Below are 19,418 nucleotides of genomic sequence, written 5' to 3'. Positions count from 1 at the left end.
CGAGATGACGTGAGCGCGTTAAGGATCAGGGTGTTCACGTTGGCCGGAATGGCTGTTCAACTTCACCGGAATACGCAAGGGCCAAGAAATCGATTGGATCGGACATACTGAGTACAGTGAAACCAGAATAGAGCAATTAGATCACATCTTTAATCTGATTGGTATGACCAGTTTTTGCAGCGCTTCGAGTTCGCGCTGGGCTTCCAGCAACTCGGCCTGGGACTCCTCCAGCTTGGACTGCTTCTTGGCAATCTTGTCCGGCTTGCCCGATACCCGTGCGCTCTGCAACTCGGCCAGCCGCTCTTCCACTTCTTCCCTCTGCTTGACCACCTTGCGTTGCTGCTCCTCAAGGAGCCCAGCATCGGTACAATGGGCCTCCAGGTTGCGCAGTGCCCGCTCAAGGCCGGCTACCTGCTCCTGGTTGTTGTGCGCCCTGGCGAACGCAAGCTGATCCGTCACGGCCTGCTGTCTGGCCTTGCAGCCGATGTTTTCACTACCATAGGCTTGTCCGGCCAACAACAATAAGCCTATTCCGGCGATCTTCCACATAACAACCTCTTTGTTCTGTCATACTGGATGGCCGTCCATGAGACCTGACTCCCTGTGTGAGGTCAAGACACACGGGGCCGGGCTACGACAGAGTGTGCTCTGCATCATGCCGGGCCGCTTTCGCCAAAGCTACAATGGCCCTTTCAATCAGGAGAGCCACATGACCCAACACATTCTCATCATTGCCAACGGCGCCCCCTATGGCAGCGAGTCCCTGTTCAATGCTCTGCGCCTCGGCATCGCCCTCAAAGAGGAGGCGAAGGTAGACCTCAACCTCTTCCTGATGTCGGATGCCGTCACTGCGGCTCTGGCCGGGCAGGCTCCGGCCGAGGGCTACAACCTGCGCCAGATGCTGGAGATACTGCTGGCTCAGGGCACCCGGATCCGGCTTTGCAAGAGCTGCACCGATGCGCGCGGCATCACCCCGCTGCCCCTTGTCGAGGGCATAGAGATAGGCACCCTCCCCTTGCTGGCTCAATGGACTCTGGCCGCCGACAAGGTGCTGACCTTCTAGCCGTCAGGGCCCGGCCCGGACCAGCGCAGTGCGCGAGGTCCGGGTACTCAGACCATAGAGCATCAGGATCACCAGGCAGAGCAGCGCCATCAGGGCATAAAGCCAGCTCCCGCCCCAGTGGGCCAGCACCTAGCCTCCCAGCAAGGCCCCCATGGCCACCCCGAGTCCGGAGATGGAGGCCGCCCCGAAATAGCTCCCCTTCAAATGACCAGCGGGCAGTCAGGTGCAGCAGGGGGAACTGCAGCATCACTATGGTCAGCGCGTTGGTCGTCACCAGCCAGCCGATGAGCCGCTCCACCTCCGGCGTCCCCGCGCGGGTCAGATACTGGATGAGGGGCGACTCGAACTGGGCATAGACCAGCATCAGCAGCAGATTGGCCATGATCAGCAGCAGAAACCCCCTGTCTTGCCAGAGCACCCGCAGCACGGCGCGCATGCCGGGCCCGGCCGCCTGGCTGGTGTGGCAACCTGCCAGCCTGAACCCGATGACAAAGACGATGCCAAGCAGCAGATAGCTGGCACTGAGCAACAGGAAGGTCTCCTGACGCGCGCTCAGGCCATAGGTGACGCCGAGCAGAGGACCGATGGCCGCCCCCAGGTTGAGCAGGAAATAACGCAGGTGCAGCGCCAGCTCACGGGCTTTGGGCTCGGCCAGATTGTCGGCCATCAGTGCCTTGCCCGGTGAGTCGATGAGTCCGTAGGAGAGTCCGCTGCCGATCACTCCGAGTGCCAGCCAGCCCACCTGATGGGAGAGGCCGAGCAGGGCCACACTGGCGGCGGAAACCAGGCAGCCGAACAGCAGGATGTTGCGCCGCCCCCATTTGTCCGAGAGCCAGCCGCCATAGAAGCTGACAAGAGTGGAAAGCGCCGCCGTGGCCCCCAGGATCAGGCCTATCAGGGTCGCCGAAAGTCCGTAGTCACGGTAGAGCAGGATCGAGAGAAAGGGCCAGACCATGAAGAAGGTGGTACGCACCATGAAAGTGCCCAGGATGACGATCCAGACCAGGGAAGGAAACTGCCTGAGGTAGGCCCATGACATGCTGCAATTCCTTTTGCCAACGAAGCGGGGTCGTCCCTTATATCAAGGGGCGCCAAAAGGAACAAGGAGACAATCTGCGCCATGCCGGGCGACAGGCACAAAAAAGCCGACCCAAGGGTCGGCTCTTTCACATACGGCAGCCTTATTCGGCAGCCGGCTCTTCGACGGCAACGGCAGCAGGAGCAGCAGGAGCAGCAGGAGCAGCAGCCGCTTCGGTCGGTGCGTTCGCTTCCTTGATGGAGAGACGTACACGGCCCTGACGGTCCACTTCCAGTACCTTCACCTTCACCACGTCACCGATTTTCAGGAAGTCGGCCACGTTCTGCACGCGGGCATCGGTGATCTGGGAGATGTGCACCAGACCGTCTTTACCCGGCAGGATGTTGACGAAGGCGCCGAAGTCAGCCAGGCGCACGACCTTGCCTTCGTAGATGCGGTTCACTTCGATCTCGGCGGTGATGGCCTCGATGCGGCGGATCGCTTCCATGGCGGCTTCGTTGGCCACGGCGGAGATGCGAACGGTACCGTCATCATCCAGCTCGATGTTGGTGCCGGTCTCTTCGGTCAGTGCACGGATCACGGAACCACCCTTGCCGATCACGTCCTTGATCTTCTCAGGATTGATCTTGATGGTGTGGATGCGCGGTGCGAAATCGGAGATCTGGGCACGGGGAGCCTGGATAGCTTCGTCCATCACTTTCAGGATGTGCAGACGAGCGCCACGAGCTTGCTTCAGCGCAATCTCCATGATCTCTTTGGTGATGCCTTCGATCTTGATGTCCATCTGCAGCGCGGTCACACCTTCGCTGGTACCGGCTACCTTGAAGTCCATGTCGCCCAGGTGATCTTCGTCACCCAGGATGTCGGACAGCACGACGAAACCTTCTTCTTCCTTCACCAGACCCATGGCGATACCGGCAACGGAGGCCTTGATCGGCACACCGGCATCCATCAGCGCCAGGGAGGAACCACAGACAGACGCCATGGAGGAGGAGCCGTTGGATTCGGTGATTTCAGAGACCACGCGCACCACGTACGGGAACTCGGCGGCGCTCGGCATCACGGCAGCAACGCCGCGCTTGGCCAGACGGCCGTGACCGATCTCACGACGCTTCGGGCTGCCCATCATGCCGGTCTCGCCGACGCAGTAGGGCGGGAAGTTGTAGTGCAGCATGAAGCGATCGGCGCGATTGCCGGTCAGCTCGTCGATGTTCTGGGCGTCACGCTCGGTACCCAGCGTGGCGACCACGATGGCCTGGGTTTCACCACGTGTGAACAGGGCAGAACCGTGGGCACGGGGCAGGATGCCGGTACCGACAGAGAGGGCGCGGATCATTTCCGGATCGCGACCGTCGATACGCGGCTCACCACGTACGACGCGACCACGGACGATGCGGCTCTCCAGGCTGTGGAACTCTTCGCCGATCTTCTTGGCATCTTCTTCCACGCCGGATGCGATGACTTGCTCGACCACGCGGCCCTTGATGGCAGCGATGGTTTCGTAACGAACAGCCTTCTCGGTGATACGGTAGGCTTCACCCAGTTCAGCTGTGGCCAGTTCGGCAACTTTGGCTTTCAGCGCTTCGTTGACGGCAGGCGGGGTCCAGTCCCAGGGCTTGGTACCGACGTCGGCAGCGAATTCATTGATGGCGTTGATCACGGTCTGCATCTGCTCGTGACCGTAGACCACGGCGCCCAGCATCACCTCTTCGGAGAGGATGGCCGCTTCGGATTCCACCATCAGCACCGCATTGGCAGTACCGGCAACCACCAGATCCAGATCGCTCTGGGGCAGTTCGGTGGTGGTCGGGTTCAGCACGTACTGGCCGTTCATGTAACCCACGCGGGCTGCACCGATCGGGCCGCCGAACGGGATACCGGAGATGGCCAGGGCCGCGGAGGCACCGATCATGGCAACGATGTCGGGAGAAACGGCCGGGTTCACGGACATGACGGTGGCAACCACCTGAACCTCATTGAGGAAGCCTTCCGGGAACAGCGGACGGATGGGACGGTCGATCAGACGGGAGATGAGGGTCTCACCCTCGCTCGGACGGCCTTCACGACGGAAGAAACCACCCGGGATACGACCAGCAGCATAGGTACGCTCCTGATAGTTGACGGTCAGCGGGAAGAAATCACGGCCGTGATCGGCCTCTTTCTTGCCAACGACAGTCACGAAGACACAGGTATCGTCCATGCTGACCATGACGGCCGCAGTGGCTTGACGGGCCATCACACCGGTTTCCAGTGTGACGGTGTGTTGACCGTACTGGAATGACTTTACAATAGGATTCACGTGAATTTCCTTTTAACAATTTGGCGCTTTAAATTCGCGTGCAAGTATACTTGATTCGCATCAAAAGGTAAGCGCGGACGTCAATTCTGTGAGGCAGGCAACGGCCTGCATCCTGTTTGAAACGGGCAATAAAAAAGGGGAACCTCGCGGTTCCCCTTTTTTGCGAAATCTGATGGTCGATTAACGACGCAGACCCAGCTTGGCGATCAGAGCAGCGTAACGCTGAACGTCTTTACGCTTCAGGTAGTCCAGCAGCTTACGACGCTGGGAAACCATGCGCAGCAGACCGCGACGACCGTGGTGATCCTTGGCGTGCTCCTTGAAGTGACCTTGCAGATGGTTGATCTGGGCAGTCAGCAGGGCAACTTGCACTTCGGGGGAACCGGTGTCGTTGGCGCCACGAGCGTTGTCGGCAACGATTTGAGCTTTGATCTCAGCATTTAGAGACATGGTATTACTCCAGTAGAGTGTTTAAAGGTTCACAGCCAATCTCTAATTCAGCCGTGAAATGAGGGCGGTATCATAATCGTCCCCGCCCCTTTTCGCAACGGGAAAGACGCGTGACAGACCGATACCGCCTGAGGATCACTCCTCGTCGTGGTAGCGAACAAGACGCTTGGGCGCCACGCGCCCCTCGTCATCGATCTCGCCAACCCCGATGAATTCGCGCTCCGGGCCAACCGTCATGCGGACCTGGCCGCTTTGGGGGCTACCTGCGACCTGCACGGCCTGACCCTGGTTCACATAGGCGGCCACGGCGACCAGCATGTTCACCTCGGGCAGAGAGGCCACGGCGGTGTCCATCGGCAGCAACAGGGGATCCAGCTGCTCCCGTGGCGGAATGCTTTCGGCCTTGGCCTGCTCGAAGATACACTCGAGCTGCTCCAGGGTCAGCATCCGCTCGTAGGGGTAGCTCGCCACCTGGGTGCGACGCAGCTGGGTGACGTGAGCGCCACAGCCCAGCACTTCCCCCAGATCGTCCACCAGGGAGCGGATATAGGTACCCTTGCTGCAATGCACTTCCAGCTTCACCTCGTCCCCCTCGAAGCCGAGCAGCTTGAGTTCGAAGATGGTGATGGGACGGGCTTCCCGCTCGATCTCGATCCCTTCACGGGCATATTCGTAGAGCGGGCGGCCGTTGTGCTTGAGGGCGGAGTACATGGACGGCACCTGCATTATGGGGCCGCGGAACTGGTCCAGCGCCTCGATCAGGGTGCCCACCGCCACGTTCACCGGGCGGGTGGAAACCACCTCGCCGTCGGAGTCGCTGGTATTGGTGCGCTCGCCCAGCTTGGCGGTCACCTCATAGCGCTTGTCCGCTTCCAGCAGATACTGGGAGAACTTGGTGGCCTCCCCGAGGCAGATCGGCAACATGCCGGTGGCCAGGGGGTCCAGGGCGCCGGTATGGCCAGCCTTGGCGGCGTTGTAGATCCGCTTGACCTTCTGCAACACATCGTTGGAAGTCAGGCCGGTCGGTTTGTCCAGCAGCAGGATGCCGTGTACGTCACGGCCTTTGAAACGACGTCTACGAGACATCTCAGGCGTTATCCTCAGTCGTGTCATCCGGTGCGGATTGCTCTTCGTCACGACCGGCTTCAGTCATGCGACGCTTGTCTTCACGCACAGTGTTGGTCACCAGGTTGGAGAGGCGCATCCCCTCGACCAGGGTCTGGTCGTAGTAGAAACGCAGCTCGGGCACCACCCGCAGACGCATGGCGCTACCCAGCAGGCTGCGGATGTAACCGGCAGCCTCGGTCAGGCCCTTGAGCCCTTCCTTGATGCGCTCGGCGTCATTCTCCAGTTGCAAGAAGGTGACATAAACCTTGGCATAGTTGAGGTCCTTGGAGACCTCCACGTCGGAGACGGTCACCATGCCGATGCGCGGGTCTTTCACCTCGCGCTGCAGGATCAGCGCGATTTCACGCTGGATCTGCTGTCCGACCCGACGGGTCCGGCTGAATTCTCTGGCCATATTCTATCCTGCGATAAAAGGGGGCCGCGGCCCCCTATTTTGTCTAACTCTCGGCTTACAGAGTCCGTTGGATTTCAACGGTCTCGTACACCTCGATCTGGTCGCCTTCGCGCACGTCGTTGTAGTTCTTGACCGCGATACCACACTCGTAGCCGTTGCGAACTTCGTTGACGTCATCCTTGAAGCGGCGCAGGGATTCCAGCTCGCCTTCATAGATAACCACGTTGTCACGCAGAACGCGAATGCGGTTGGAACGCTTGACCACACCTTCGGTGACCATACAGCCAGCAACGGCGCCGAACTTCGGCGACTTGAAGACGCTACGCACTTCAGCCAGACCGATGATCTCCTGACGATACTCAGGAGCCAGCTTGCCGCTCATGGCCTGCTTCACTTCGTCGATCAGGTCATAGATGACGGAGTAGTAACGCAGATCCAGGCTCTCGGATTCGATGACCTTGCGCGCAGAAGCGTCGGCACGGACGTTGAAGCCCACCAGGATGGCGCTGGAAGCCGCGGCCAGGGTCGCGTCGGTTTCGGTGATGCCACCTACGCCGGAACCCACGATCTTCACCTTCACTTCGTCGGTGGAGAGTTTGACCAGCGCATCGCAGATCGCTTCCACAGAGCCTTGTACATCGGCCTTGATCACCACGTTCACTTCGGACACTTCGCCCTCGGTCATGTTGGCAAACATGTTTTCCAGCTTGGCCTTCTGCTGGCGGGCCAGCTTGACTTCGCGGAACTTGCCCTGACGGTAGAGCGCCACTTCACGGGCTTTCTTCTCGTCACGCACGACCGTGGCTTCGTCACCGGCAGAGGGAACGCCGGACAGGCCGAGGATTTCCACTGGCAGAGAGGGACCTGCTTCCTTGATCTCGCGACCCAGTTCGTCACGCATGGCGCGAACCCGGCCGTATTCGAGACCACACAGAACGATGTCGCCCTGACGCAGAGTACCTTCCTGTACCAGCACGGTGGCAACCGGACCACGACCTTTATCCAGGAAGGATTCGATCACGACGCCGTTGGCCATGCCGTCAACCACCGCTTTCAGCTCCAGGACTTCGGCCTGGATCAGGATGGCTTCCAGCAGGTCGTCGATGCCTTCGCCAGACTTGGCGGAGACGTGCACGAACTGGCAATCGCCACCCCAGTCTTCGGACATGACGTTGTAACGGGCCAGCTCGGTCTTGACGCGATCCGGATCCGCTTCAGGCTTGTCGATCTTGTTCACCGCAACAACCAGCGGCACACCGGCCGCCTTGGCGTGCTGGATAGCTTCGATGGTTTGCGGCATCACACCGTCGTCAGCTGCAACAACCAGAACAACGATGTCGGTCGCCTTGGCACCACGAGCACGCATGGAGGTAAACGCCGCGTGACCCGGGGTATCCAGGAAGGTGATCATCCCGCTGTCGGTCTGGACGTGGTACGCACCGATGTGCTGGGTAATGCCACCGGCTTCGCCCGCCGCGACCTTGGCTTTACGGATGTAGTCCAGCAGCGAGGTCTTGCCGTGGTCGACGTGACCCATGATGGTCACGACCGGCGCACGCGGCTTGGCTTCGGAGGTCTCGTCACGATCGGACAGTACCGCCTCTTCCAGCTCGTTCTCACGGCGCAGCACTACCTTGTGACCCATCTCCTCGGCGACCAGCTGAGCGGTCTCCTGGTCGATCACCTGGTTGATGGTGGCCATGGCACCCATCTTCATCATCACCTTGATGACTTCAACGCCCTTGACGGCCATCTTGTTGGCGAGCTCCGCCACTGTGATGGTCTCGCCGATGACGACGTCACGGTTGACCACGGCAGCCGGCTTGTTGAAGCCGTGTTTCATGGCGTTCGGCATGGCCATCTTGCCACGCTTGCCTTTGCGGGCACGCGGATCGCGGGAGTTGCGGTCATTGCGGTCGTCTTCGCGACGGCCGACTTTCTTCGGCGCCTTGGCAGCGGCAGCCGTGCGACGGCTGGTCTCTTCCTTACGATCCAACTCATCTTCGGCCGCTTGCGCGTGCTTGTTGGTGGTCAGATGGTAATCGCTGCTCTCTTTGGCGCGAGCCGCTTCTTCTTCAGCCCAGCGGGCCGCATTCTGTTCCACCATGATGCGAGCCTCTTCGGCTTTCTTCGCGGCGAGTTCTTCAGCTTTTTGCAAAGCTGTCTGTTCCTGTTGGCGCTTCAGTTCTTCTGCTTCGCGCTTGGCCATCTTTTCTGCCTCTTGCTGAGCTGTGCTACCGGCTGCTTTGGCGGGCTGTTGAGCCTGTCGAGCCTTCTGTTGTGCCTCGATCCGCGCCTTTTCCTCAGCTTCACGACGAGCCTGCTCAGCCTCACGGCGAGCCTTCTCTTCAGCGTCGAGGCGGGCCTTCTCTTCGGCCTCGCGACGAGCTTTTTCTTCTGCTTCCAAACGCGCTGTTTCCTCGGCTTCCGCCTGGCGCTGTTCATCTTCCAGCGCCGAGCGTCTTACATAGGTGCGAGACTTGCGCACTTCTACCTGCACTTCCTTGTTCTTGCCACCAGTCCCCTGAACACTCAGAGTGCTCTTGGTCTTGCGCTGCAAGGTCATGCGAGCAGGTGCGGTGACCTCGTCACCTCCATGCTGTTTCTTCAGATGTGCCAGCAGAGTCTGTTTCTCAGACTCGCTGACCATGTCGTCGGCCTTGCTCTTCACGATGCCGGCATCGACAAACTGCTGGAGAAGACGATCAACCGGCGTGTCGATGTCAGTGGCAAGTTGCTTAACTGATACTTCTGCCATTCATTTTCCTCCGTTTGACCTTATTCAGACTGCTCTTCTCCGAACCAACAGATATTGCGAGCAGCCATAATGAGCTCACCAGCCTTCTCGGCGGTCAACTCTTCGATGTCGGCAAGGTCATCGATACCTTGCTCTGCCAAATCTTCCAGGGTGCCGACACCGCGAGCGGCCAGGGCATAGGCCATTTCACGACCGAGGCCGGAGAGATTGAGCAGTTCTTCGGAAGGCTCGACGCCTTCAAAGGATTCTTCTTTGGCCAGGGCCTTGGTGGTCAGGGCATCCTTGGCACGCTTGCGCAGCTCTTCGACCATGTCTTCATCCAGACCGTCGATGGCCAGCAGCTCGTTGACCGGGACGAAGGCGATCTCTTCCAGAGTGGAGAAGCCCTCTTCCATCAGCAGGCCGGCGAAATCGTCGTCGATATCTAGGGTGCTGGTGAACAGCGTCAGGATGCGGTCGTTCTCGGCCTGGTGCTTGGCACGCATGTCCTCGACGGTCATCACGTTCAGTTCCCAACCGGTCAGCTGGGAGGCCAGACGCACGTTCTGACCGTTGCGGCCGATGGCCTGGGCCAGGTTGGCGGCTTCCACGGCGATGTCCATGGTGTGGTTGTCTTCATCAACGATGATGGAAGCCACATCGGCTGGCGCCATGGCGTTGATCACGTATTGGGCCGGGTTGTCATCGTACAGCACGATGTCGGCACGCTCACCGCTCAGCTCGGCGGAGACGGCCTGAACGCGGGCACCACGCATGCCGATACAGGCACCGATCGGGTCGATACGACGATCGTTGGTCTTGACCGCGATCTTGGCGCGGGAACCCGGATCACGGGCGGCGCCCATGATTTCGATCATCTCTTCGCCGATTTCCGGCACTTCGATGCGGAACAGCTCTTTCAGGAAGTCCGGGCTGGAGCGGCTGACGAACAGCTGGGAACCACGGGCTTCCGGACGCACGGCGTAGAGCAGGCCACGGATACGGTCGCCGGGACGGAAGGTCTCACGGGGCAGCATGTCGTCACGGAAGATCACGGCTTCGGCATTGCTGCCCAGATCCAGGATCACGTTGTCGCGGTTGCTCTTCTTGACCACGCCGCTGATGATGGTGCCTTCCTTGTCCTTGAACTGGTCAACGACCTGGGAACGCTCAGCCTCGCGCACTTTCTGCACGATGACCTGCTTGGCGGTCTGGGTGGTGATACGGTCGAAGGTCACAGAGTCAATCTGGTCTTCAACATAGTCGCCGATCTGGATATCCGGCTGCTCGATCTGAGCGGCTTCGAGAGTGATTTCCCCGTACGGGTTCTCCATGGAAGCCTGATCGGCCACCACGACCCAACGGCGATAGGTGTCATAGTCACCGGTCTTGCGATCGATCTCGACACGCACTTCAATCTCGCCTTCGTATTTTTTCTTGGTCGCAGTCGCCAGCGCAGTCTCCAGAGCCTGGAAAATCTTCTCGCGGGGGACAGCCTTCTCGTTGGACACAGCGTCAACGACCAGCAAAATCTCTTTATTCATATCCGATAGCCTCGTTAACCAAAGTTCGGCACTATGTTCGCTTTTTGGATATTGGTGAAAGCCAACACCTCGTCCTTACCATCTACCGTCAGAGTGATCATGTCCCCCTGCACGGCTTTGATTACGCCTTTGAACTTGCGGCGGTTGTTTGTTGCCATCCGAAGCGTTACCGCCGCCTCCTGGCCAACGTATTTTTCGAACTGGGCGACCTTGAACAGTGGACGATCCAAACCCGGGGAAGACACCTCAAGGTAGTACTCCTCGGTGATGGGATCTTCGACATCCATGATGGCGCCGACCTGGCGGCTCACCTCGGCACAGTCTTCCACCGTCACGCCTTGCTCCGAGTCGATGAAAACGCGCAAGGTCGAGTGCTTACCCGCACGGATAAACTCGATACCCCACAGTTCAAAACCCAAGGCAACGACCGGAGCCTCGAGCAGATCGGTCAAACGTTGTTCCAACGTAGCCAAAGTCACCCTCCGAAAAACGAAAAAAGGGCATATAGCCCAGATAGAAATAGATTCAGAGTAAATTGCACATAACAAAAAGCCCCGATGTCAAATCGGGGCTTGGCGCTTTACCCTGATTGTCGCCTCGCAGCGACCGCCTTCCTGAGCGTAGGAAATGCGTGAAATTTGGTTGCGGGGGCCGGATTTGAACCGACGACCTTCGGGTTATGAGCCCGACGAGCTACCATGCTGCTCCACCCCGCGTCCGAAATCGTGCGAGATTATAGCCACTTCACTCTCGTGAGACAAGACTCAGCGGCTATAACATCCCGGTTACCCGGGTTCACTACTTAATTGGTGCCGTGGGCGGGACTCGAACCCGCACACCCTAGAGCACTACCCCCTCAAGATAGCGTGTCTACCAATTCCACCACCACGGCAAAACTCTTATTCGGGAACGTCAGTATCTTTCTTCACTGGCGCTTTGCTCTGCTCAACTTGTTGAGTCTGTTGCAGATTTTCCCATTCACTACCCTGTTTGACCTTGTTGCTGGACATGGAACCCAGAACCAGACTAATCAAGAAAAACAGAGTAGCCAAAATCGCTGTTGTGCGGGTCAGGAAGCTGCCTGAACCACCGGAGCCGAATACAGTATTCGATGCCCCTGCGCCGAAGGAGGCGCCCATATCAGCGCCTTTACCTTGCTGAATCATCACCAGACCAATCAGAGCCAGCGATACCAGAAGATAAACGACCAAAAGAATCTCGTACATTTAACTTGCACCCTTTGCCGCTTCAACTATTCCTAAAAACGCCTCGCCATCAAGACTTGCTCTGCCTATCAGACCGCCATCAATATCGGGCTGCGCAAACAAATCTTGTGCATTGGCCGGTGTCACGCTCCCACCATAGATGATTCTAACTTTCTCACCTATTACCGGAGTATCCTCCGCCAAGCGACCGCGAATAAAGGAATGAACCTCTTGTGCCTGCTCGGGTGTGGCGCATTTACCTGTACCTACAGCCCAGATTGGCTCGTAGGCGATGATAGCATTATCGAAAGCCATCGCGCCATTTTTCTCTATGACGATATCCAGTTCCTCAGCAATCACCTCAAAGGTTCGTCTTGCCTGCCTCGCCGCTCCTGACTCACCCAGACAAAGTATGGGTATCAGACCTGCTGCTCTGACTGCCGCAAACTTCTCTGCGACGATGAAACTGGTCTCACCAAAGAGACGCCTGCGCTCGGAGTGGCCAACAAGTACATATCGGCAACCTGCCTCGACCAGCATCTCACACGAGATTTCACCCGTATAAGCGCCTTGCCTGTGCTGGCTCACGTTCTGAGCCCCCAACTTCACCCTCCCCTGCTCACCGAGCAGTTCGGCCGTGAAACCGAGATGCACATGGGATGGACACAAGACCACATCTACGTCTTCATCAATGCACTCTGTGCACTGACTCGTAAACTGCTCTAACTGCGACCTACTACCGTGTAACTTCCAGTTGGCTGCTACAAACGGCTTGCGATGTCCCATCGGCAACTCCCTTGCGAAAGCGGAGCTGATAATATCCAGAGGATGCTCAGCTGACAAGTGCTATTTTCAAATTTTCTAATCGTTTGAACAAGATACAACCAAGGCGACTAAAAAGCCGCCTGGTTGTTCATTAAAACGCCGATTCGACCTGTTTGGCGATGCGCTCTGCCATATCGCGCACCTGCTGTTCGTATTCACCTTCGACCATGACCCGGATCAGGGGCTCGGTGCCAGATTTGCGCAACAGCACCCGGCCACGGCCGGCCAGTTCCTGCTCCACTGCCGCCACTTCCTGCTGAACGACACTGGAGGTCAGCGGATCCTTGCCTTCGGCGAAGCGCACATTGACCAGTACTTGCGGGAACTTGCTCATGCCCGAACGCAATTTGGCCAGCGGCATCTCGGCACTGCGCATGGCCATCAGCACCTGCAGGGCGGCGACGATACCATCCCCCGTGGTGGTCTGATCCAGGCAGATGATGTGACCGGAGTTTTCGCCCCCGATGCGCCAGCCCTTCTCGTTCATCATCTCAAGCACGTAGCGGTCACCCACCTTGGCACGGGCAAAGGGGATGCCCAGGGTCTGAAGTGCCAGCTCCAGTCCCATGTTGGCCATCAGGGTGCCCACAACACCGCCCTTGAGGCGGCCATGGCGCAGGGCATCCCGGGCGATGATGTAGAGGATCTCATCCCCGTCGATGATGTAACCTGTGCTGTCCACCATCACCAGACGGTCGCCGTCACCATCGAAAGCGACGCCGAGATCGGCTTTGCACTCCTGGACCTTGGCGGCCAGCGCCTCCGGTGCGGTGGAACCGACGCCGTCATTGATGTTGAGCCCATCCGGGCTGCAGCCGATGGCGATGACTTCGGCACCCAGCTCGCGGAAGACGGAAGGGGCGATGTGATAGGTGGCGCCATGACCGCAATCCACCACCATTCTCAGCCCTTCCAGGCTCAGATTGGAGGGGAAGGTGCTCTTGCAGAATTCGATGTAACGACCGGCCGCATCATCGATGCGCAGCGCCTTGCCAAGCTCCGCGGACTCTACACACTTGAGTTCGTTGTCGAGCTCGGCTTCGATGGCCAGCTCGACATCATCGGGTAGCTTAGTGCCGTCGGCGGAGAAGAACTTGATACCGTTGTCGTAATAGGGGTTGTGGGATGCACTGATGACGATGCCGGCTTCGGCACGGAAGGTGCGAGTCAGGTAGGCAACCGCCGGGGTGGGCATGGGTCCCATCAATATGGCTTTGAGACCGGCGGCGGAGAGCCCCGCCTCCAGTGCCGACTCCAGCATGTAACCGGAGATACGGGTATCCTTGCCGATCAGCACCTTCTTGGTCCCTTTCTTGGAGAGCACCTTGCCGGCGGCCCAGCCCAGTTTCATGACGAAATCCGGGGTGATCGGGTATTCACCCACCTTGCCGCGCACGCCGTCGGTGCCGAAGTACTTTCTGGTCATTGTCTGTTTCTCGTTTTTCTATTTGGATATGAAATCTTGTCCCGTCATGGTCATCCAGCCTGTACGCAAGACATCCATGGTGGCCCGCACGTCGTGCACCCGGATGATCCTGGCGCCATGTTGCAACCCGATCAGGGCACAGGCCAGACTACCAGCCAACCGCTCGGCTACCGGGCGGTCAAGCAGGTTGCCTATCATAGACTTTCGTGACATGCCCACCAAGAGCGGAAGTTGGTAATCGAGCAGTGACGCCTGCTGTGCCAGCAGCTGATAGTTGTGCGCCAGCGTCTTGCCAAAGCCATAGCCTGGATCCAGTACCAGATGCTCACGCGGGATACCGGCCCCCAGACAAGCGGCAATCCGCTCGTCAAAGAAGGCTCTCACCTCCCCCAGCAAATCGTCATAGTGCGGCTCCACCTGCATGGTACGGGGCTGCCCCTGCATGTGCATGAGGCATACCGGTACGCCAGCCTCGGCCGCCGCGCCCAGCGCTCCCGGCTCTTGCAGAGCGCGGACATCATTGATGAGGTGACCACCTGCAGCACAACCCTCCCGCATGACAATAGCCTTGGAGGTATCGAGGGAGATCATCACATCCAGCTCGGAGACCATGCGCTCCACCACGGGGATGACCCTGTCCAGCTCCTCCTGCTCGCTCACGTCGGGGGCGCCCGGGCGGGTCGACTCGCCACCTATATCGATAAGGGTGGCCCCATCGGCCACCATGTCGCGGGCATGACCCAACGCCAGATCGATCTGCTTGAAGCGGCCACCATCTGAAAAGGAGTCCGGCGTCACATTGAGAATGCCCATGACATGGGGACGGTCGAGAGAAAGGGTACGTCCCTTGCTGATTAACTGCATTGCTTCAACTACCTCCAACAAGAGCGGCAAACTCTTCGTGCAAAGAAAAACCCCGGGCAAGCCCGGGGTTTGTATCATGACAACTTATTTGGCCGGGACATCGTTCGCCTTGTCGATGTCACTCAGAGGTGCACTGCCCTCTTCAGCCGGCGCCTTGGCCTCCGGCTCGTTGTTCACGCTGGCACCACCTTGCGGGGTGTCACCGTGCTCATCATGCCAGTTGCTGGGAGCACGGACCTCGCGACGCGCCATCAGATCATCGATCTGCTTGGCATCGATGGTCTCGTACTTCATCAATGCATCTTTCATGGTGTGCAGCACATCCATGTTGTCCAGCAGGATCTGCTTGGCACGATCGTAGTTGCGATCGATGACCTGCTTGACCTCTGCATCGATGATGCGGGCGGTATCGTCAGACATGTGCTTGGCCTTGGCCATGCTGCGGCCGAGGAAGACTTCACCGTCCTCTTCTGCGTAAAGCATGGGGCCGAGACGCTCGGACATGCCCCACTGGGTCACCATCTTGCGGGCGATGTCGGTGGCACGTTCGATGTCGTTGGATGCACCGGTCGATACCTTCTCGGCACCGTAGATCAGCTCTTCCGCCAGACGACCGCCATACAGGCTGGAGATCATGGACTCCAGATGCTGCTTGGAGTGGCTCCAGCGGTCCTGTTCCGGCAGGTACATGGTCACACCCAGCGCACGGCCGCGCGGAATGATGGAGACCTTGTAGACAGGGTCATGATCCGGCACCACGCGACCAATGATGGCGTGACCCGCTTCATGATAGGCCGTCATCTCCTTCTCGGACTCTTTCATCACCATGGAGCGACGTTCCGCCCCCATCATGATCTTGTCCTTCGCCTTTTCGAACTCCAGCATGGAGACCACTCGGCGGCTCTCGCGAGCAGAGAAGAGGGCAGCCTCGTTCACCAGGTTGGCCAGATCGGCACCGGAGAAACCAGGGGTACCACGGGCAATCAGCGCCGGATTGACGTCATCCGCCAGCGGTACCTTGCGCATGTGCACTTTCAGGATCTGCTCACGACCGCGAACATCCGGCAAGCCGACCACGACCTGGCGGTCGAAACGACCTGGACGCAGCAGCGCAGGATCCAGTACGTCGGGACGGTTGGTGGCGGCGATGACGATGATGCCTTCATTGCCTTCAAAACCATCCATTTCAACCAGCATCTGGTTCAGGGTCTGCTCACGTTCGTCGTGACCACCACCCAGACCGGCGCCACGCTGGCGACCGACCGCATCGATCTCATCAATGAAGATGATGCAGGGGGAGGATTTCTTGGCCTGTTCGAACATGTCACGCACCCGGGAGGCACCGACACCCACGAACATTTCCACGAAGTCCGAACCTGAAATGGTGAAGAACGGCACCTTGGCCTCGCCTGCAATGGCTTTGGCCAGCAGGGTCTTACCGGTACCGGGAGGACCTACCAACAGGACGCCGGTCGGGATCTTGCCACCCAGCTTCTGGAATTTGGTCGGGTCACGCAGATAGTCGACCAGCTCCTTGACCTCTTCCTTTGCCTCGTCACAACCGGCTACGTCGGCAAAGGTAGTTTTGATCTGATCTTCGCTCATCAGGCGAGCCTTGCTCTTGCCGAACGACATGGCACCCTTGCCGCCGCCGCCCTGCATCTGACGCATGAAGAAGACCCAGACACCGATCAGCAACAGCATCGGGAACCAGGAGATGAAGATGGACGTGATCAGAGATGGTTCTTCCGGCTTCTCACCCATCACTTTGACGTTATGGTTGAGCATGTCGTTGAGCAGTTGGGGATCCGGCGCAGGAATGATGGTGGTGAAACGTTCACCGGTGCGCTTGACGCCATTGATGACCTTGCCATCCATCCGCACTTCACGGATCTGCTCCTGGGTCACTTCTTTCACGAAGCTGGAATAGTCCAGCTGGCGACTGGTGGTATCGCTGGGGCTGAAGCTATTGAACACCGACATCAGCACGACGGCGATGACCAGCCACAGGATTAGGTTTTTCGCCATGTCACTCAAATCAATGACCTCGCAGACTGACAGTTAACGATGAGGGTTAGGGTACTACAGTTTAAAACCGGTAGCCACAATGTAGACTTCTCGTGAACGGGCACGGGACGAGTCTGGTTTTCGAATCTTGACGACAGAGAAAAGTCTACGTATTTCATTGAGATAGGCATCAAACCCCTCCCCCTGGAACACCTTGACTACAAAACTGCCATTACTGCTAAGGACCTGATTGCACATGTCCAGCGCCAGTTCCACCAGGTACATGGCACGGGCTTGATCCACCTGCTGGGTACCGCTCATGTTGGGCGCCATGTCGGACATGACGACATCCACCTTATCGGGGCCGACTCGCTCCAGCAAGGCGCCGAGTACAGTTTCCTCCCGAAAGTCCCCTTGCAGGAAATCGACACCGGCAATGGAATCCATCGGCAAAATATCACACGCAATGACGCGCCCCTTGTCACCGACCTGGTCGATAGCAAATTGGGACCAGCCACCGGGAGCAGCCCCCAGGTCCACTACCGTCATCCCCGGCTTGAGCAGCCGGTCTTTGCCCTGGATCTCGTCGATCTTGAAAACGGCGCGAGAGCGCAGTCCCAACTTCTGGGCTTTCTTGACGTATTGGTCGTCGAAATGTTCTTTTAACCAGCGGGTTGAACTGGGGGAACGTTTTTTCTGGGTCATGATTGTCGACTTTAAAAAACCACAAGGGTTATTAGTATTAAGGGCTAAGTGGGGGTAGAATACGCCCCTTTCAACCCTGACTTATGAAGAAATTGCCATGATTCTCAACAATAAACAGAAACAGTACCTCAAGGGCCTGGCCCACAGTCTGAAGCCGGTCGTCCTGCTGGGACAACACGGTCTGACCGAAGGGGTGCTGGCCGAGATCGATCTGGCGCTGAACCACCACGAGCTGATCAAGGTTAAGGTTGCGTCTGAAGATCGTGAGATGAAACAGCTGGTGATGGATGCCATCGTTCGCGAGACCGGCGCCATCAAGGTACAGAGCATGGGCCATGTACTGACCATCTACCGTCAGGCCAAAGAGCCCAAGATCCAGTTGCCGCGCAAGTAACAGGAAAGAGCATTCGCTCTTTCCTTCATTTCCCTTCTTCCCAAGTCGCTTGCCAAAATAGTTGCCAGGCCCTTAACCTGCGATGAATAGCCGTGGACACCCACTATGGACAAGCATCAGCTCCTCACCGATGAAGAACTGGCCATGCTGCGGGACCTGGGAAACGATGAAGACATTGCCACCAGCCAATACCTACGCGGCACCCTGCCCCTTCCTCTCCAAAGCCTGTTGCAGCGAGCCAAGCCCCTGACACTCGAAGCCCGCATCGCCGGCTACCAATTGCGTTTCCCGCTCCACTGCACCCAGGCAGAGGAGGGCCACGCCGAGCTGCGCATCGCCGCGCCGACCATTACCGAGCTGGGTTCGCCCCATCTGCGCGCCTGGCGACTCGACGAAAAGGCCGTGCTTTGCACCGAAGACGCGGAGTACGAGGTATACAGCCTCTCCCTTGGAGGTCTCATCGTGGCCGGCTTGCCGGACGCCTTTGCCAAGGGAGATCCACTTGGCGGATACCTTCGCATCGAGGATCTCCCTCCCTTGGCCATGACAGGCACCCTCGTCAGGCACGTGGATGCCAATCCACATCGCCATGACTGGGCCGTCCAGTTCCGGCTGGGCAAGGAGGATCAGGAACAATTGCGGGACTGGCTCTTCCAGCGCCACCAGGACGCCTTCGTCCAGGCCTATCAGGGTGACTAAAGACAACAGGGGAGCCCGGCTCCCCTGTCTCTTTCCCCGACGTTCAATCAGAGATAGGCAACTTCCAGGATCTCGTACTCCACATCGCCACCCGGCGTCTTGACGATGGCAACGTCATCCACTTCCTTGCCGATCAGGGCTCGGGCAATGGGGGAGTTCACGGAAATCATGTTCTGCTTGATGTCCGCCTCGTCGTCTCCCACGATGCGGTAGATCACTTCCTCTTCCGTTTCACTTTTGAGCAGGGTCACGGTTGCGCCGAAGATGACACGGCCATTGTTGGCAATCTTGGTGACATCGATAATCTGGGCATTGGAGAGCTTGCCTTCGATTTCCTGAATGCGGCCTTCACAGAAACCCTGCTGCTCGCGGGCGGCATGGTATTCGGCATTTTCTTTCAGATCGCCATGTTCACGGGCATCAGCAATCGCTTCGATAATCTGGGGACGCAGCTCGGTCTTGAGATAATCGAGCTCTTGACGCAGCTTTTCAGCGCCGCGAACAGTCATCGGAGTATGATTCATAGTCGAAACCTGGGTTGCTTTATAAAGAGAAGCTGCGGCAATCAAAAGAGAGCCGCAGCTGTCGGTTCGGATGGGGCATCTTAATATGAAGCCGCCACAAAATCCATGTCAGCCC

The 19,418-nt window shown here is 58.4% G+C and carries 18 protein-coding genes, 2 tRNA genes and 1 pseudogene; 3 read left to right on the top strand and 18 right to left on the bottom strand.

Annotated elements, in window-relative coordinates; genetic code table 11:
* Nucleotides 1-141: 141 nt before the first annotated feature.
* Complete coding sequence (locus OKB81_RS00775; RefSeq protein ID WP_160837293.1) at nucleotides 142-549, bottom strand: DUF1090 domain-containing protein; 408 nt, start codon at nucleotides 547-549, stop codon at nucleotides 142-144.
* 160 nt (nucleotides 550-709) lie between these two features.
* Here OKB81_RS00775 and OKB81_RS00770 point away from each other — a divergent pair, with 160 nt between their 5' ends.
* Entirely contained in the window at nucleotides 710-1,063 is a 354-nt protein-coding gene (locus tag OKB81_RS00770; protein ID WP_043153224.1) for a DsrE/DsrF/TusD sulfur relay family protein, read from the top strand.
* A gap of 3 nt (nucleotides 1,064-1,066) precedes the next feature.
* Here OKB81_RS00770 and OKB81_RS00765 read toward each other — a convergent pair.
* The 16 genes and pseudogenes from OKB81_RS00765 to rlmE form a co-directional block, all read right to left on the bottom strand.
* Nucleotides 1,067-2,102 (bottom strand): annotated as a pseudogene (locus OKB81_RS00765) (MFS transporter).
* Nucleotides 2,103-2,244: 142 nt separating this feature from the next.
* On the bottom strand, nucleotides 2,245-4,401 hold the full coding sequence (gene pnp / locus OKB81_RS00760) for a polyribonucleotide nucleotidyltransferase (protein WP_270661828.1): 2,157 nt from the start codon (nucleotides 4,399-4,401) through the stop codon (nucleotides 2,245-2,247).
* Between the two features lie 180 nt (nucleotides 4,402-4,581).
* Nucleotides 4,582-4,851: a 30S ribosomal protein S15 gene (rpsO, locus tag OKB81_RS00755; protein WP_010675364.1), complete on the bottom strand. Its 270-nt coding sequence runs from the start codon at nucleotides 4,849-4,851 to the stop codon at nucleotides 4,582-4,584.
* A 135-nt stretch (nucleotides 4,852-4,986) separates the two neighbouring features.
* Nucleotides 4,987-5,937, bottom strand: coding sequence for a tRNA pseudouridine(55) synthase TruB (gene truB / locus OKB81_RS00750; RefSeq protein WP_010675365.1), 951 nt, complete (start codon nucleotides 5,935-5,937; stop codon nucleotides 4,987-4,989).
* Nucleotide 5,938: 1 nt separating this feature from the next.
* Nucleotides 5,939-6,373 carry a 30S ribosome-binding factor RbfA gene (rbfA, locus tag OKB81_RS00745; protein ID WP_010675366.1) on the bottom strand — a complete coding sequence of 145 codons (435 nt, stop codon included), beginning with the start codon at nucleotides 6,371-6,373 and terminating at the stop codon, nucleotides 5,939-5,941.
* A gap of 55 nt (nucleotides 6,374-6,428) precedes the next feature.
* Complete coding sequence (gene infB, locus OKB81_RS00740; protein ID WP_270805091.1) at nucleotides 6,429-9,131, bottom strand: translation initiation factor IF-2; 2,703 nt, start codon at nucleotides 9,129-9,131, stop codon at nucleotides 6,429-6,431.
* A 20-nt stretch (nucleotides 9,132-9,151) separates the two neighbouring features.
* On the bottom strand, nucleotides 9,152-10,654 hold the full coding sequence (gene nusA / locus OKB81_RS00735; protein ID WP_039040286.1) for a transcription termination factor NusA: 1,503 nt from the start codon (nucleotides 10,652-10,654) through the stop codon (nucleotides 9,152-9,154).
* Between the two features lie 14 nt (nucleotides 10,655-10,668).
* Nucleotides 10,669-11,127: a ribosome maturation factor RimP gene (gene rimP, locus OKB81_RS00730; protein WP_010675370.1), complete on the bottom strand. Its 459-nt coding sequence runs from the start codon at nucleotides 11,125-11,127 to the stop codon at nucleotides 10,669-10,671.
* Nucleotides 11,128-11,293: 166 nt separating this feature from the next.
* A tRNA-Met gene (locus OKB81_RS00725) sits at nucleotides 11,294-11,370 on the bottom strand.
* A 91-nt stretch (nucleotides 11,371-11,461) separates the two neighbouring features.
* Nucleotides 11,462-11,546: transfer RNA gene (locus tag OKB81_RS00720), tRNA-Leu, on the bottom strand.
* Between the two features lie 7 nt (nucleotides 11,547-11,553).
* The gene (gene secG / locus OKB81_RS00715; RefSeq protein ID WP_010633113.1) at nucleotides 11,554-11,880 is read right to left on the bottom strand and encodes a preprotein translocase subunit SecG; all 327 of its coding nucleotides are present in this window, start codon (nucleotides 11,878-11,880) and stop codon (nucleotides 11,554-11,556) included.
* On the bottom strand, nucleotides 11,881-12,645 hold the full coding sequence (gene tpiA, locus OKB81_RS00710; protein ID WP_039040288.1) for a triose-phosphate isomerase: 765 nt from the start codon (nucleotides 12,643-12,645) through the stop codon (nucleotides 11,881-11,883).
* A 130-nt stretch (nucleotides 12,646-12,775) separates the two neighbouring features.
* Complete coding sequence (gene glmM, locus OKB81_RS00705) at nucleotides 12,776-14,110, bottom strand: phosphoglucosamine mutase (protein WP_160837297.1); 1,335 nt, start codon at nucleotides 14,108-14,110, stop codon at nucleotides 12,776-12,778.
* Nucleotides 14,111-14,128: 18 nt separating this feature from the next.
* Nucleotides 14,129-14,974 carry a dihydropteroate synthase gene (gene folP / locus OKB81_RS00700; protein WP_113977507.1) on the bottom strand — a complete coding sequence of 282 codons (846 nt, stop codon included), beginning with the start codon at nucleotides 14,972-14,974 and terminating at the stop codon, nucleotides 14,129-14,131.
* 84 nt (nucleotides 14,975-15,058) lie between these two features.
* On the bottom strand, nucleotides 15,059-17,011 hold the full coding sequence (gene ftsH, locus OKB81_RS00695; protein WP_104455437.1) for an ATP-dependent zinc metalloprotease FtsH: 1,953 nt from the start codon (nucleotides 17,009-17,011) through the stop codon (nucleotides 15,059-15,061).
* A gap of 45 nt (nucleotides 17,012-17,056) precedes the next feature.
* The gene (gene rlmE, locus OKB81_RS00690; protein ID WP_010675375.1) at nucleotides 17,057-17,686 is read right to left on the bottom strand and encodes a 23S rRNA (uridine(2552)-2'-O)-methyltransferase RlmE; all 630 of its coding nucleotides are present in this window, start codon (nucleotides 17,684-17,686) and stop codon (nucleotides 17,057-17,059) included.
* A 97-nt stretch (nucleotides 17,687-17,783) separates the two neighbouring features.
* On the opposite strand from rlmE, the gene yhbY reads away from it, so the two are divergent.
* On the top strand, nucleotides 17,784-18,080 hold the full coding sequence (gene yhbY, locus OKB81_RS00685; protein ID WP_010675376.1) for a ribosome assembly RNA-binding protein YhbY: 297 nt from the start codon (nucleotides 17,784-17,786) through the stop codon (nucleotides 18,078-18,080).
* Nucleotides 18,081-18,185: 105 nt separating this feature from the next.
* The gene (locus OKB81_RS00680; protein ID WP_109112129.1) at nucleotides 18,186-18,779 is read left to right on the top strand and encodes a PilZ domain-containing protein; all 594 of its coding nucleotides are present in this window, start codon (nucleotides 18,186-18,188) and stop codon (nucleotides 18,777-18,779) included.
* Between the two features lie 47 nt (nucleotides 18,780-18,826).
* On the opposite strand, the gene greA is transcribed toward OKB81_RS00680, so the two are convergent.
* On the bottom strand, nucleotides 18,827-19,303 hold the full coding sequence (gene greA, locus OKB81_RS00675; RefSeq protein WP_045525791.1) for a transcription elongation factor GreA: 477 nt from the start codon (nucleotides 19,301-19,303) through the stop codon (nucleotides 18,827-18,829).
* Between the last annotated feature and the right edge of the window lie 115 nt (nucleotides 19,304-19,418).

The organism is Aeromonas sp. QDB56 (genome assembly GCF_027705505.1).
GTDB lineage: Bacteria > Pseudomonadota > Gammaproteobacteria > Enterobacterales > Aeromonadaceae > Aeromonas > Aeromonas caviae.
Note: the sequence above shows the minus strand (reverse complement) of the source record. Positions and strands in the feature narration are given on the sequence as shown.

Coding starts and splice junctions, on each gene's coding strand:
- rpsO (WP_010675364.1), bottom strand. CDS start 4,851: ATGTCTCTAAATGCTGAGATCAAAGCTCAAATCGTTGCCGACAACGCT.
- OKB81_RS00680 (WP_109112129.1), top strand. CDS start 18,186: ATGGACAAGCATCAGCTCCTCACCGATGAAGAACTGGCCATGCTGCGG.
- secG (WP_010633113.1), bottom strand. CDS start 11,880: ATGTACGAGATTCTTTTGGTCGTTTATCTTCTGGTATCGCTGGCTCTG.
- greA (WP_045525791.1), bottom strand. CDS start 19,303: ATGAATCATACTCCGATGACTGTTCGCGGCGCTGAAAAGCTGCGTCAA.
- nusA (WP_039040286.1), bottom strand. CDS start 10,654: ATGAATAAAGAGATTTTGCTGGTCGTTGACGCTGTGTCCAACGAGAAG.
- OKB81_RS00775 (WP_160837293.1), bottom strand. CDS start 549: ATGTGGAAGATCGCCGGAATAGGCTTATTGTTGTTGGCCGGACAAGCC.
- infB (WP_270805091.1), bottom strand. CDS start 9,131: ATGGCAGAAGTATCAGTTAAGCAACTTGCCACTGACATCGACACGCCG.
- rbfA (WP_010675366.1), bottom strand. CDS start 6,373: ATGGCCAGAGAATTCAGCCGGACCCGTCGGGTCGGACAGCAGATCCAG.
- yhbY (WP_010675376.1), top strand. CDS start 17,784: ATGATTCTCAACAATAAACAGAAACAGTACCTCAAGGGCCTGGCCCAC.
- tpiA (WP_039040288.1), bottom strand. CDS start 12,645: ATGGGACATCGCAAGCCGTTTGTAGCAGCCAACTGGAAGTTACACGGT.
- rlmE (WP_010675375.1), bottom strand. CDS start 17,686: ATGACCCAGAAAAAACGTTCCCCCAGTTCAACCCGCTGGTTAAAAGAA.
- OKB81_RS00770 (WP_043153224.1), top strand. CDS start 710: ATGACCCAACACATTCTCATCATTGCCAACGGCGCCCCCTATGGCAGC.
- folP (WP_113977507.1), bottom strand. CDS start 14,974: ATGCAGTTAATCAGCAAGGGACGTACCCTTTCTCTCGACCGTCCCCAT.
- truB (WP_010675365.1), bottom strand. CDS start 5,937: ATGTCTCGTAGACGTCGTTTCAAAGGCCGTGACGTACACGGCATCCTG.
- glmM (WP_160837297.1), bottom strand. CDS start 14,110: ATGACCAGAAAGTACTTCGGCACCGACGGCGTGCGCGGCAAGGTGGGT.